Raw genomic sequence first — 13614 nt, 5'->3', positions numbered from 1 at the left:
GCAAGCTGCGAGTCAGAAGTTACGCTTTTAAAGCGGCGTCAGCTCCAACGAGCAGCAGTTGAATACCCAGCTTCTGTTGCTGTTTTACCTCTGCTGCAAGATCACTAATCAGCATCGGGTTCGCCCAGCCTTCGGGCGTTAAATACAACAACAAAACATCATTTTTGACTCGCATCCGCTGTAAAAGCTGAGCCGGTTGACGGTCGGTATTAAATAGGACGGCAAGGCGCAGTAGAGCAAGCAAGCGATGAATGTCATGGCCTTCGAATGAGTGTAAAACTGGAAATCGGCTAAGCTTAATATTCTTCCTAAAATGACGTACCAGGACCGCCAAAAGCAACTGTTCTTCTTCGCTGAAGCCGGGCATATCTGCATGCTCAACAATATAACCGGAGTGGCTTTGAATACCACTTGAGTTAATGTGCAGACCAACTTCGTGCAATCTGGCAGCCCATGCTAATCGCTGCAGCCATTCCGGCGCATCCAGCTCCCATCGTTTAGCAACCTGGTCCAACATAAAAACCGCTGTTTTTGCCACTGTGCCAGCATGTTCATTGTCGATGCGATAGCGGGCAGCCATGGCATCAACCGTGCGCTGCCGAACATCCTGGTGTCCAATAACACGGTCTGTTAGTTCATAAAGGACGCCTTCACGCAACGCCGCATCATGCACTTCCAGAGCATCAACCTCGAGTTCTTCCATTAATGCGATTAAAATAGCCAGTCCGGCCGGTAAAATAGATTTTCTTTCCGGTTCGACGCCTGGCGCATCAAAATTCTCGAGTTGAGAGAACTGAAGAAGTTCATCTTTGCACTGGTAGGCCTGCGATAACGTAATTTGCCCCGGTGCCGACTGATCACGCAATTGCATCCACTTGCTAATTGCTTTAATCATGCCGGACGTTCCTATGACACGTTCAGCGCCAAATTTTCTGACCCCAGCAGCAATGGGTTCCAACTCACTGCGGGCGGCGACCAGTGCTTTTTTAAAACGCTTTTCATTTAATTTGCCACCAGTAAAAAACCGCTTGGTATAGCTTACCGATCCCATGGGCCGGGAACTCAAAGAGTCTGGTTCAAACTCGTGGCCGGTTATCACTTCTGTGCTACCGCCACCAATATCAAAAACCAGACGCTTACCCTGATACGGGCTTGTCTGCGCAACGCCCTTGTATATCAGGCGCGCTTCTTCATGGCCGGAAATTATATTAATTGTAAAAGGAAATAGTTCAGCTGCCCGTGCAATAAATACATCGACGTTCTTCGCCTCGCGCAACGTATGCGTCGCTACCACATGCACATGTTCAGGTAAGAAACCCTCCAGGCGCTGGGCACACAGCACCAACGCATCGAGCCCACGCTGCATGGCGTCTTTGTTTAATTTTTGCTTGGGGTTGAGCCCATTCGCAAGGTGAACCTTCTGCTTGAACCCCAGCAATGGCTGTAAATGCCGATCAATAACCCTGGCAGTCACCAGGTGAAAGCTATTAGAGCCTAAATCCAGCGCGGCAAAATGCTCTTCTTTCATGCTGGCGGCTCCTCGCTATTCAGCTTATTGGCGTGGGTGCTTACTGTTTTAAGGTAGTCATATATCGCCAGTTGTGAACGAACTTTCTTCTTGTTACCGCGCTTTCGGTATTGATTCGTCTGATCCGCATCGATGATTCTTGCTTTGGTATTGTCCTGCCACTGTAGCTCAATAATGGCTTTGATATGTTGCTGTAACTCTGGGTCAATAATTGGGCAGGTAAGCTCTACACGCTCATCTAAGTTACGAGTCATCAGGTCCGCTGAGGAAATAAAAACCCGTTCGCGGCCCTGACTATGGAACCAAAAAACCCTGGGGTGCTCAAGAAACCGATCGACAATGCTTATCACCTCAATGCGCTCACTTAAGCCTTTAATGCCAGGCATTAATGCGCACATCCCTCGTACAATAATACGTATTTTCACGCCCGACTGAGAGGCGTGATAAAGCTTATCGATGATCGATTCATCAACCAGATTATTTACTTTGATAACCACTTCGGCGCGGCGCCCGTACTTTGCGTGTTTCACTTCACTGGCGAGCAGCCTTTCAAAATTAGAACGCGTACTAATTGGGGATACCCAGACATGCTTGAAATCAAAGCGCCGGTAAGGTGCTTCGAAATACTGGAAAACTTTCTCAACATCGGCACAAACGGCCTGATGTGCGGTTAACAAGCTAAAATCTGTATAAATCTGCGCGGTTCGTTCATTAAAGTTTCCCGTACTAACGAGCGCGTAGTCACGAATTACTTTGCCTTCTTTACGTTTAATCAGGATAAGTTTTGAATGTACTTTTAATCCTTTGATACCAAAAATGACACGAATACCTTCCTGCGTCATTTGCTTTGCCCACTCAATATTAGCTTCTTCATTGAAGCGAGCCTGCAGTTCAACCATGACAGTGACTTTCTTGCCGTTATTAACCGCCTCTATCAACGACTGTACAATTCGGGATTGCGGCGCCACCCGGTAGATACACATTTGGATGCTTTCCACCTGGGGGTCATAGGAGGCTTGCCGCACAAGCTCAGTAGCATGAGAAAATTTATGATACGGGTAGTAAAGTAAGACATCGCGCTTCGCCACAGCATCAAATATATTGCGGTATTTAATAAGGTAAGGGTGTTCTATAGGCACCAGCCTGGAATAGACCAGAGAACGATGCCCCCAGTTTTCAAAGGTTACAAAATCCCGGGTATTCCGGTAACGGCCACCAGCAACCAAAGAATCATGGCTTGTCAGCTGCAGTTTGTCGTGGAGGAAATAGAGCATTTTCCGCGGCATGCTACGGTCATAAACCAACCGCACGGGTTCTGCATCAAAGCGTTGACGAATGCCCTCTTCCATTTGCTCCAGCAAGCTCTGATCGATATCGTGAGGAAGTCGGTAGTCAGAATCACGCGTAAGCTTGAAAGAATAAGCACGCAACGAGTCAAAGGGTACTATGCCTTCAAACAACTCGTGCAGGCAAAGGCAAATGACGTTATCAAGCAGGATAACGCGTTTGTTACGTTTACTATTTTTAAAAGGTAGTTTGATAAACCGGGGGAGCTGCTCAGTGGGCACTTCAAGGGCGACATACGTGATCTTGCCCTGGTCAATCACTTCAACACACAAATACGTCGCATCTTCGTTAACCGCTTTGACCAGATTGGTTGAAGGCTTTATTAACAAAGGTACTAAACAACGCTTTATTTTCTCATCAAAGAAAGTTGTCAGCCAGGCACGCTCTTCTTCAGTGGCCTGCTGCTCGTCTATCACGCGAATGTTTTTGCGCAGCAATGCTTTGAGCACATCCCGATAAGACTCATCAAACTGCTGCTGTTGACTTAATACTTTCTGATGAATAGCTGCTAATAACTGTTCGTTATCGGCCTGCTCTTCAATAGTTTGCGCGAAAAAAAGACGACGCCGAACATCGGCTACCCGTACGCGGAAAAACTCATCCATGTTATTGGAGAAAATACCTAAAAATCGCATTCGCTCAACCACAGGAACAGTTTTATCCGCGGCTTCCTGCAGTACGCGTTCGTTGAATGCTAACCAACTTAATTCCTTCGGAAAGAACCTCATAGCTTCTCCAATGCGATTTGAGAAGCTACTGTACTCGAATTAAACGAAGGAAATATTACACTTCTATGAAGTGTTACTAGCTGAGGAAGCTGGAGCGGCCTGCTTGTTGCTCTTGCTCCACCTGCCGGTTATTGGTGTTTTGGTGTTTAAAGCTAGAGGAGATTCTGCATTGACCTAACCCGGTTTTCTTCGGATTCCTCACGTAGCTCGACATCCATTTCATAGTCAATGTCTTGAATGTCACCGCGATACCAGATTTCAATACTGGCGGGCTGCCCTAAAAAGTAAAACACGTGCACCGGCTCACCTGCTTCACGCTCGCGCACAACCACAGGACTCACTCCCTTGATGTATCTTTGCTCTGCATCTCTGGCAAAAAAGCGATTACGCAGCTCAGTTTCCAGCAGCGAACCATTGAGTTCTTCCCTTGGAGTAAATACCTCATAATCAACCGTCAAGCGGTTGTCATCTAAGTGCATACCAGCAGGTAAGTTGTCCGCGTTGTAGTTTTCTTTGACAATATTCGGTGCAGTGATGACCGGAATCGTGGCCTGCAAATGAGTTGGCCACTGCGGCATATATTGCGGTGTGTAGTTGAGGCCTGACCTGGTGAAGCTGAATAGCTCATCTTTGTCGCGGGTCTGTTCAATCTCTTCGCCTGCGCGGTTAAAAAAATGAACCATCCCTTTAAGCAAGTTACGCTGCTCTTGCGATTTCTGATCGAAGGCGTAACGTTCGGAACGGCTGATAAACATATCGCTTTGCACTTTAGGATAGCGCAAGTGTAACTGCTCAGTGTGGTTGTAGCCGCCCGGACTATACGGGCGAACTTTCTGATAGCGGACATCTATCAGCTGTTGCATATCCTCTGCTGTCAGGTCAGTCCGCAGTGACGACCATTGGTCATAGACTGTACCTTGCACGTTAATCTGCGGAAGCGTATCCAGATCCAATTCACCAGCAAGCTGCGAGCGGCCGACGAAGTGAATCGGAAATTCAAGGGCATGGCTTACTTTCTCTTCCGTTTGAGCCCGCGGTAGTAAGGTAACTCGTGCGACATCAATCGGTCCCATAAAAGCAAACGCTTTGCGCAAGGTTGTCCCCTGCGCCACCGACAGCTCAACAAACTTCTCATAGCCTTCATTGTTCACGGTGTCTGCATCGACTTCGCCACGCAGGGCACGTTCGATAATGTCATCAATCCAGTCACTCATTTGATCATCGTAATCAGCCTGAATCCAGGTGCTCATCTGACGCGCAAGCTCTCTCTCATTCAGCGCCATTGCCTCGCCAACAATATCCTGATCGCGGAATCGCATGACCTGGTCATCAGGTATCTCAACCTCTATTTCGTAGTTAAATTCATTCAATTGAACCAGGGTAACTGAATAGCCGCGCTGGCTTTTCGTTTGTCCCAAATCTGAGGCTTGAAACTCAAACTGAATCACATCCAGAGGCAACTCCGCAGCAACCTCACCGATAATTTTGACCGGCTTTGCATCATTCTCAGAACGCGTTTCAAGGAAATAGTATTCATCTGGCTCGTATCGGATTTCAGCCGTACGCGCCTCCCAGTTTAATAAATCAGGCAGGTCCTTCACCTCGCCATCGTCCATCACTAACTGAGTAAACTGAAGCTGATTCTCAAACGGAAAAGCAAACGGCTCGTGCAGGCGGAATGATTGGCCCTGTGGCGAATCTGTGGTGACCACAAAGCTGCTACGGTAGGCTTCAAACAGCGCAGCCGGCGTCTCATAATCCTCCATCCGCTCAAACCGGTTTGCAGCAAACCGTTGCCCTAATGGTCCAATAAAAGAAGCGCGAATGGGATCAACATACGAATAATCAGTTGGTTCCTCGTCGAACTGAATCGATCCGCGAGTGTTGCGGTAAATCACATACTCCTCTGCTTCGAGCGCTTCAACCAGGTCCTTGTCGTCAATGGTTGCTATTTTCTCGCGCCGCTGCTCCCGCTTTTGCTCTAACTCAGCCATCGCGTCTTCCCGTTGCTCCATCGTCAATACCTCCCTTTCCGCATACGCATTACCGCTCCACATCAGTGCTATCCAGGCCATAACAAGCAAAGCACTCAGAAACAAAATTCCTTTTTTTATCATCGCAATACCTAATTTATTTCACTTGGTTTTTAAGCCTGTCTGCAAACACTATATCTCTATAAAATAACGCGTTTAAAGCCAAGCTTACGTTAAGGGGAGGTAAATCTACTAAGGCAAAACTACAATGTATTGAAGGTTAGGGGTATCGACACAAGGGTCTTGAAAGGGCTGCGCAGTCAGCCAGTATATGCTGAACCTGATCAAGCTCTACCAGTTCATCGGCCGCACCATATTCTGTATCACAGGTACCTCGCGCACCGCGGCTATCCATAGTTCGCCCGCCGACTATGCAGGAATTAAACTGGGCGGTGCCGTCCTCTTGCATTGAAATTTCCCATGCATTCCCATCCAAGCCATGCCACCAAATCGAATTGACGTAATCGTAATAGAAACGCATTGAAAGTGTTAATAAATCGACTACGCTGGTGTGTTGGTAAATAAGGTTATCTTTAATGATCAGTCTGTCCTGCCGTAGCAGCGCCTCTCTCGTCGAGGTGCTCTGTTCACTGTAGTCTGGTCCCTCTCTCCTAATCGCCACATGAGTTGGCAAGTAGTCATAGGTAGTCTCTGAGCGCGCTGACTGATTATCTTCTCTGGTTAGGAAAATCATTTTAGTCGGAAGCCCATCACTATATTCTACGTTCAAGTCGGTTAAGCTAACCTCTCCCTTATCATTCTCGCTAACAACCTTAAAACGTTGGTCCTGTATTACTCCGTCATGAAAGTTGTATTCCATGTATGAATGAACAGCGTCACTGACAAAGTCAGTCCAGAAAACTCTGCCATCCAACGATTGGCCAACTACGTTGATTTGTGACGTCTGTTTACCATTCCTATCCCAGGCTCTATGCCGAACTATCTGACCATGACTAAACTCTGTTTCTTGTTTTAATTGCCCATTCAAATACCAACTGTAGCGCGTGCCATGCTCTACCCCGTTCCGTTTTTGAAGTTCATTGTCGTCAGAGGTTTCCTGGCTACAAGCCGAAACAATCAAGCAGATAAAAAAGAAGACAATTAGATTTCTCAAACCAAAATACCTTTTACATCCGTGTAATAAATTAAAGAACTATAATATCGACCACGCAAATCAGTCACAAGCCACTATGGAAGCTTTTCCATAATTTAACCTTCTTAACTTACTACACCGAAAGCTCAGTAATCTCTAATTTTTTACCATGGTTAATAAATAGTTGAATAATTGAATTAATTTTTTCATATTTAAATTAATTCAAAGTTTAGCTTTGTGGAAAAGATAAACTTAATATAGCATTGCGCAATTATCCATCTGGGCTCTAAATACTATGACTATTTTAAAACGCATGAGCCTATGGCTTAGTCTCACCATTCTCTCCCTTACCGCGCTTGGCGTGATCATCGCTACGACTCAAACCAGTAACAGAATAAATTCCGCTCTGGAACTTGAAAAAGCATCGGTCACGCAAGCTGTTGAAGACATGCTGACCATCACTGACCGTCTGATGAGCAATCAGGTAGCCGCTAGTTTGGCAACCTTAAATCATTTAGTGGATAGTCAGGGTGGGCTTGATGTGGGTAATCCGGTGCAGGTCGGTGAACACCAGGTTCCCGATCTGATTTTAGCGGGAACAGCGCTGGCCAATAGCGTTCAGCTGGTTGATTTGCATAGCCAGTTACAAGGTGGCACGGCGACTATTTTTTCCCGCCAGGGTGACCAGTTCATTCGCATTGCGACCAACGTACAAACCTCTCAGGGTCAGCGGGCGACAGGAACCCATCTGGATAGCTCAACTCAGGCTTACCAAACGGTTATGCGTGGCGACACCTACTCCGGACAGGTAAACATTCTTGGCCAGTCCTATATCACAGCGTATCAGCCTGTCTTTAATAGCAGGAATCAAATCATTGGTATTCTATATGTAGGCTACCTGGCTAACTTTAACGAACTTGAGCAATATATTGCAGACGCGCGTATTTTGAATAACGGATTTGTTGCATTACGCGACGACCGAGGCACCATTCGGTTGCACTCGTCGCACCTCAATTCAAATGAAGTCACGCGCATTGTTAACAGTTCAGCGAATGAATGGCAGCTTTCAGAAACACCTTTCGCTAATTGGCGATATGACATCATTGTAGGCGCAGATAATCAGGAAATAAGCACGCTAATGATTTGGCAGGCCGTGCGGCTGGTCATTGTCATTATCGCATTTGGGCTACTTTTATTGGCGATTATCTTATGGCTCGTGCATCACATAGTGCTGCGGCGGATTAACCAGATGAACCTCATGATCCGCAGTATCGTCGAAGAAGAAGGCGATTTAGTCCAGCGCATCAACTCAAAATCACCCGATGAGTTAGGCGATATGGGCCGCCAGTTCGATGCCTTGCTTGAGCGCTTGCGAGTGACCATCGCGTCTGTAGCCACCCTAAGCGAACAATCCCATGCAGAATCCGCCAAGGTAGCCCAGATAGCTGGTCATTCCGATGAGCTGGCAGGAGACCAGGCGAGCGAGGTTGAAACCATTGCAACCGCAGTCCATGAACTGGCAACCACGGCGCGTAACGTTGCTGACAACACGAGTTTAGCTGAAGCGTCAGCAGTAGAAATTAGCCAGCAAATTGAAGCGATGCGCGTCATGATCAGCCGTTTGCGTAATCAGCAGGTTAACTTTGCTAACGAGTCAGAGCGGGCAGAGCAGGAATTAACGTCGCTAACCCAAGCGTCCGACGATATTGCGCGTATTATGGAAGTCATCAATTCGGTTGCAGAACAAACCAACTTACTTGCACTGAATGCGGCTATCGAGGCGGCGCGAGCGGGTGAAGCTGGCCGGGGCTTTGCTGTTGTCGCCGACGAAGTCCGCGCGCTTGCCTCCAGAACGCAACGCTCAACCGAGGATATCGCTCATCTGCTGGACAGTTTGCACCGCGGCGTCAAAGCGGTCGGAACGGTCATTCTTGCTCAGTCCGAGCAATCGCAGCAGAGCCTCTCGGCGGTCGAGGAGGTCACTGAGATGAGTGAGACTGTGAGCCAGGCGGTTGACACTATTACCGGGCAAAATGCACAGGTTGCTAGTGCTGCAGAAGAGCAAAATGCGGTATCGACCGATGTTAGCGTCCGTTTAGAGCGACTAAAAGGACAAAGCGCAACAGTTGCCGAGCAAGCCGAAGAAACTGCAAACGCTAGCAACAGATTAAGTAACTTGATTCAGCAGGTGGACGAGCAGTTGCGACGATACAAAGTATAAAGTCAGTCGATGTGAGCCGTACATGAGCAAAGCATCGACACCTAAATGTAATTAAACCGTCATCTAAAATGAGTAAAGTGGCTGCTACACGACGATCACATAGCTTACCCAGCTAAGCCTTTCGCCACGGGACGCACATGCCATGACTACTCAGGATAAGAATTTACAGATTGATATTTCAGGTGTTGATCCCATTTGCAATCAATCGAACGGTGATGACTTTTATGACGTGGTTAATCGCCAGCTAAGTCGTCGTTCTTTTCTTAAAGGTGGTCTTGGCGTCGCCGTAAGTTCGTTTATGGTTTCTCCTTTGCTGGCTGGCTGCGCTATGCCAACAGCGCCAGCCCCATCTGCCGGACTCGGCTTTCAAGCCATTGCGGGTAACCGAAGCGATACCGTCGATGTCCCTCCCGGATATCGTGCCGAAGCGTTTCTTCCCTGGGGTACCCCACTGGTAAATGGTGCCAGCGAGTTTAAGGACGATGCCAGTAATACTGCGTTAGATCAGGCCAGACAAATTGGTTCACATCATGATGGTATGCATTTCTTTCCAATTGACGTGAAAGACGGTGGTAATTCTTCAACCGAAGGCCTGCTGGTCATGAACCATGAATATGTTGACCCGGAGACGCTACATACCCGCTATGCACCGCAGGCACCGCGTCCGCAGCAGGAAGTATTCAAAGAAATGATGGCCCATGGCGTATCGGTTGCGCATATTCTGCGTAACCCGGACGGACAGTGGCAACTGGTCACGGGCAGCCCGTACAACCGGCGAATTACCGCAAGCACCCCGATGCAAATCAGCGGCCCGGTGGCCGGACACGACATGCTGGTTACGCGCTACAGCCCCGAAGGCACCAGCACACGAGGGACGATTAATAATTGCTCGCATGGCTATACGCCGTGGGGAACCTATTTGACCTGCGAAGAAAACTGGGCTGGTAGCTTTATCAACAACGATGAAACGCCACCTCGCGAGCATCAACGATATGGCGTTCGCCGCGACCATAGCCGTTATTACTGGGAGACCGCGACTCCCCGCAGCGATGAAACAGATCGCTTCAATGCCTCGTCAGTTGCCGGGACTGCCGCAGAAGACTACCGAAATGAGCCCAACCATTTCGGCTGGATTGTCGAAATAGACCCTTTTGACCCAGCTAGTAAACCGGTGAAACGCAGTATGTTAGGCCGCTTCGCTCATGAAGGCATCGTCTTTGCCCCAGCGGTTGAAGGTGAACCTCTGGTGGCTTACTCCGGCGATGACGCGCGCTTTGAATACATCTACAAATTTGTCTCGGCAAAACCCTATTACCAGTCAACAGCCTCCGGCGAGCTACTCGATGACGGGACACTGTATGTTGCCCGTTTTAATGACGATGGTACAGGCACCTGGTTGCCGTTAGATAGTGAGCACCCGGACTTTAAAGCGAACGCACTTAAGGCGGGCGTTACCTTTAACTCTCAGGCGGATGTGCTTTTAAATACGCGCCTCGCGGCCGATGTGATGGGAGCGACCAAAATGGACCGCCCGGAATGGGGAGCCGTTCACCCAACGAGCAAAGAGGTCTATTTCACGCTTACCAACAACACCCGCCGTAGTGAATTACAAACCGACGCTGTCAATCCGAGAGCTGAGAACGCTCACGGCCATATCGTCCGCTGGAGTGAAGATCAGCAGCAAAGCGCCACCTCATTTCATTGGGATATTTTCTTACTCGGTGGCGAAGCAGGTACTCACACTGCAAACCAACGCGGCGAAGAAACTACATTAACAGCTGACAATCAGTTTGCTTGCCCCGATGGCCTTTGGTTTGACTATGGGGGGCGGCTCTGGATCCAGACAGATATGAGTGGCGCACTGATGCAGCACGGCAATTTCGGGAATAATATGATGCTTGCCGCAGACCCCAGTACAGGTGAGCTTAAGCGTTTCCTGGTAGGGCCGGTCGACTGTGAGGTCACCGGAGTGGTGACCACACCCGACAGCCGCACCATGTTTGTGAATATTCAACATCCCGGAGAAAGCTCACCATCCGGCAACTTTAGTAGTAGCTGGCCGACCGGCAATGGTGCCCGCCCGCGCTCATCAACGGTGGTGATTACGCGAGAGGATGGCGGAATCATTGGTGGGTAAAAACCATCACAGCAGGGCGCAAGCGCTGCTGTGACGAAGACCCTGAATAAGCCCTTTCTTTACCTTAAATCGGCGAACCAGGCGGCATGGATGCGGGGCTAAAAGCCTCCGGCCAGGCGCCTTGGTCCAACCCATCGGCGATCAAACCAGCTAAATAGGTGGCGTAATAACCGGATTGCGACGCCAGTGCTTCCTGGGCGCGGTGAAGAGCGTGGTGAAATTGCCCGCGCACTTCAGGTACGGTCCGCTCATCATGCAGAGCATTCACCAGGTGATACAACGACAGATAGGCAATGCGCTGGCGAATCGGGTCGCCTTCCACGTCGCTAAGTACCTGATCAAGCAAACGATTGGCAATAGATACCGGCGCCAGCTCTGCATACTCATTGTTGCGTGACTGCCAATGCACACGATTCATGCGTTGAGCATTAAATAATAACTGCAGGGTATGATGGGCACTGGTTTCCGCAATGGTAACCGGGTCAATAAACAGCCCCCAGCGTGACGGGAAGTCCTCGCGCGAGTCATCTGAGCCGTAGGTTTTTGGCACCAATAACGCTTCAATGTGCTCAGGGATAGTTAAGAACTCCGCTTCTAGCGTACCCAACAACGCGTTCAGCGCCCGGTTCTGTGCATTCGCTTCGACAGGCCGATAGTCCGGCTCCCCTGCTCCATTGAGTAAGTACCGATAGTGCATGCCGCCAACCAGTTTAACCGCGCCTTCAACCTGATAGCGATGGAGCAGGTACATGGGTACAAACACTTGCTCTAGTTCATCCAGTGGCCGGTTGGGGGCCAGATTACCCGTCCCAAAGTGCGCCATCACAGTGCGCCGTATGTCTATCAACCGCTCCAGTTCGTCGGTCGCATCGGCGCCGTTGTTCCAAAGGTGGGCGGTCGGGTGCCCTCCGTGGATGGGCCGTGCATCCCGGTCAGAAATAAAGTTCAGGCCCTGCGCTTTGCTGTCATCGAGCAAGGACTGCAGTGCCTGTCGTTCCTCATCGGCGGATGCGAACTGGGAATAACCGTAGGCGACAGTAAACTTGTCCCACACACCAAGACCTGTGTCGTAGGCATCGCGCAGGGTAATTTCGCCATCCCCGGTTAGGGTAACCAATGGGTGCGGGTAATCCATAACTGAAGCACGATCCTGCGAGTTCGCTGCAAAGTTATGCGCGATCCCTAGTGTATGCCCGATTTCATGCGCAGACAGCTGACGGATACGATTTAACGCCATCGCCTCTATATCTGCCATCATCTGCTCGCTGTCGCGTCCTTCAGCAAAGGGCGCCAGCAGCCCCTGAGCAATGAGCATATCCTGGCGTACGCGCAATGACCCCAGGGTTACATGCCCCTTTAATATCTCCCCGGTGCGCGGGTCTGTGACTGACGAACCATAGGACCAACCGCGGGTTGCCCGGTGTACCCACTGAATCACGTTGTAACGCACATCCATCGGATCGGCGTCGTCAGGAAGGTCCTGCACTACAAACGCATCTTTAAACCCAATCGCTTCAAAGCCTTCATTCCACCAGCGCGCGCCCTCTAAAAGCGCAGTGCGAACAGGCTCGGGAACACCTGGGTCAAGGTAATAAACAATAGGTTCAACCGCTTCGCTGACCTGCGCCGTGGGGTCTTTCTTTTCTAAACGGTGGCGGGTAATAAAACGATGGTCCATCGACTCGCCCAGCGGCGCAGCGTAGTCCTGAAAGCCTCGCGCATAATAGCCGCTATTAGGGTGAAAACTGCGCGGTTGATAGCCATCATCCGGCAATGCAATAAAAGAGTGGTGTAAATGCACGGTAATCGCCGTCGGCTCAGGTGTGACCGAGCGCACATACTGCCCTGCTCCGTCACCAGTAAACGTCACCTTGGCCTCGAACTCTGTATTCTGCGGAAAAGATTTGGTGCGCTCAGGCCACAGAACTGAACGCGTGGCATCGACACTGAAATCACCTTCATCCAGTTCTTTTAAGCGAGGTCCAATGCCATGGATATCGGTATACAGAAAGGGCGTGTAATCAATTAATACATGGTCGTCTGATTGCGCAACGACGTCAAAGCCCCACAGTACCGATTCAGCGAAAGCCTCTTCGACACTTCTGCGCTCCGCGTCGTTATCGGTCAGTGCCTGGTAATCTGTGTTTTTCTCGCTGAGTAAAACCCGATCTCCGTGCACCGAAAACTCCGCCAGGCGGGTTTTACCTAATTGCCCGCGGTCCAGACCAAGGTCATTCGAGCCGACGCCTCGCGGTAGGCTACTTTGAAAAATAAAGGCGTCACTTTGCTTGGGAACTGCCAAGTAAAGTGCATCGTCAGCGGCATCAATGTAAAACGTGTAATAGCCAGCCTGCTTTTCCATGTCGTCGGTAAAGTCATCAATTTCATCGGCAAACACTGAGCAAGCGACGAGTAAAAGCGCAAAAGCAGCTACCCGGGATAAGCTATATAGCATGGTGAATTCCTTGAGCTGTTAACAGAACATCAGGTTTCAGTCGATGTCTGAACGTAGCAAGTTCGCCATGTG

General features: G+C 49.5%; 7 protein-coding genes. 2 read left to right on the top strand and 5 right to left on the bottom strand.

From position 1 onward, the window contains the following. Positions 1-19 precede the first annotated feature (19 nt). The 4 genes from CWE14_RS04685 to CWE14_RS04670 all read right to left on the bottom strand — a co-directional run bounded on the left by CWE14_RS04685 (position 20) and on the right by CWE14_RS04670 (position 6750). Complete coding sequence (locus CWE14_RS04685) at positions 20-1528, bottom strand: Ppx/GppA phosphatase family protein (RefSeq protein WP_126798337.1); 1509 nt, start codon at positions 1526-1528, stop codon at positions 20-22. Further along, positions 1525-3603, bottom strand: coding sequence for a polyphosphate kinase 1 (ppk1, locus tag CWE14_RS04680; protein ID WP_126798336.1), 2079 nt, complete (start codon positions 3601-3603; stop codon positions 1525-1527). Before ppk1 ends, CWE14_RS04685 begins: the two co-directional genes overlap by 4 nt. 152 nt (positions 3604-3755) lie before the next feature. Continuing rightward, a complete protein-coding gene (locus CWE14_RS04675) occupies positions 3756-5720 on the bottom strand; it encodes a hypothetical protein (protein WP_126798335.1) in 1965 nt (654 codons plus the stop codon). 136 nt (positions 5721-5856) lie between these two features. After that, on the bottom strand, positions 5857-6750 hold the full coding sequence (locus CWE14_RS04670; protein WP_126798334.1) for a toxin-antitoxin system YwqK family antitoxin: 894 nt from the start codon (positions 6748-6750) through the stop codon (positions 5857-5859). Between the two features lie 274 nt (positions 6751-7024). Between CWE14_RS04670 and CWE14_RS04665 the strand changes: the two genes are divergently transcribed. Together CWE14_RS04665 and CWE14_RS04660 are read left to right on the top strand one after the other, a co-directional pair. Beyond that, a complete protein-coding gene (locus tag CWE14_RS04665) occupies positions 7025-8950 on the top strand; it encodes a methyl-accepting chemotaxis protein (RefSeq protein WP_126798333.1) in 1926 nt (641 codons plus the stop codon). Between the two features lie 142 nt (positions 8951-9092). Further along, positions 9093-11087: a PhoX family protein gene (locus tag CWE14_RS04660; RefSeq protein WP_126798332.1), complete on the top strand. Its 1995-nt coding sequence runs from the start codon at positions 9093-9095 to the stop codon at positions 11085-11087. Positions 11088-11151: 64 nt separating this feature from the next. Here the strand turns inward: CWE14_RS04660 and CWE14_RS04655 are convergent, their stop codons facing one another. Next, on the bottom strand, positions 11152-13542 hold the full coding sequence (locus tag CWE14_RS04655; RefSeq protein WP_126798331.1) for a zinc-dependent metalloprotease: 2391 nt from the start codon (positions 13540-13542) through the stop codon (positions 11152-11154). Positions 13543-13614 lie beyond the last annotated feature (72 nt).

The sequence above is a fragment of the Aliidiomarina soli genome (genome assembly GCF_003986975.1).
GTDB classification, from domain to species: domain Bacteria; phylum Pseudomonadota; class Gammaproteobacteria; order Enterobacterales; family Alteromonadaceae; genus Aliidiomarina; species Aliidiomarina soli.
Note: the sequence above shows the minus strand (reverse complement) of the source record. Positions and strands in the feature narration are given on the sequence as shown.